Annotated in this window: 1 protein-coding gene; it reads right to left on the bottom strand. The window is 46.5% G+C overall.

What is annotated here, in order from left to right; translation table 11 throughout:
* On the bottom strand, nucleotides 1–1,088 hold a 1,088-nt coding region (locus tag R7Q38_RS24570), incomplete at both ends, for an insulinase family protein (RefSeq protein ID WP_318114682.1).

Raw genomic sequence — 1,088 nt, 5'->3', positions numbered from 1 at the left:
CTTCAATCAATTCCGGTAGTGAGCCCCCGGTTTCACAGGGCATTGGGTCGAGGTCGTAACAAATGTACGGGTTCTTCTCTGGCAGAACAAACTGCCAACGCGGATCAATTTGTTGGAAGAAGCGTTTTTGCTCGCTACTGAATGGAGTGACGGAGTAGGGGGTGAAATACCACTCCGCAGTGCGATTGTACTCAAGTCCTTTGGCGATCAGCGTAACGCGGACATTGTCGACAGATAAATATTGCAGCAGAGAACGTTGCAGATCTTCATCATAGCCCGACATTTTGTAGTCGCCATAGATAATATCGTGCGGCTGATAATGCTGCATATTGATGACTAAATGGCTAACTAAATCGAGAGGGCGTGAAGGTTCTTGAAAGCGGAATGCCGACTCCAACACTGCTTGCTTCTCTAGGTAGCGCCACTCATTCATTCCGTCTTGTTTGATCATGGTTAGATATTGGAAGACAGCTTGAATGATGTCATCAACGTGGTCTAACCCTTCTGGTGTGAGTGTACAACTGACCGTAAAATCACGATAGTTGCTGCCACTTGCCCCGCCGCCGGCTGATAGGGAAGTGATCCAGCCTTTGCTTTTCAGTTGAAGCATCAAGCTCCCTTCGCCTTCGTAACCTAACAAATGAGCGAAATAAGAGAGAGGCTTCACGCCGTAGTGTTTATCCATTCCCGGCATAGGGAAGGTGAGAATGAGTTTGCGAAACTCTTTGATGGGCTCAATTTGAACCAAAATTCCGGTGCTGTCTTCAGTCCCAATCGGTACGTTAATCGATTTGCCACTTAATTGATGATTAGGGATGTCAGCGAACATGGCTTCTACCCAAGCTTGCTGCTCATCAAGAGATTGAGGCCCAAACAACGTCAGCGTCATAAGATCGGCTGAATATTGAGAATGATGAAACTCGACAATTTCATCACGAATAGACTGACCATCTCGGTCGCCAAGCGTATCTAAATTGCCGACAGAGAATTTTGAAAATGGATGTTCTGGATTGATGACTTCTTTGTTGACTTGATACAAGCGACGCGAGTCGTCATTCAATTTCAGCTTGTACTCAGAGTCGACCGCA

The sequence above is a fragment of the Vibrio sp. Vb0598 genome, assembly GCF_033338935.1.
GTDB lineage: Bacteria > Pseudomonadota > Gammaproteobacteria > Enterobacterales > Vibrionaceae > Vibrio > Vibrio alginolyticus.
This window is presented reverse-complemented; position numbering and strand designations above follow the sequence as displayed.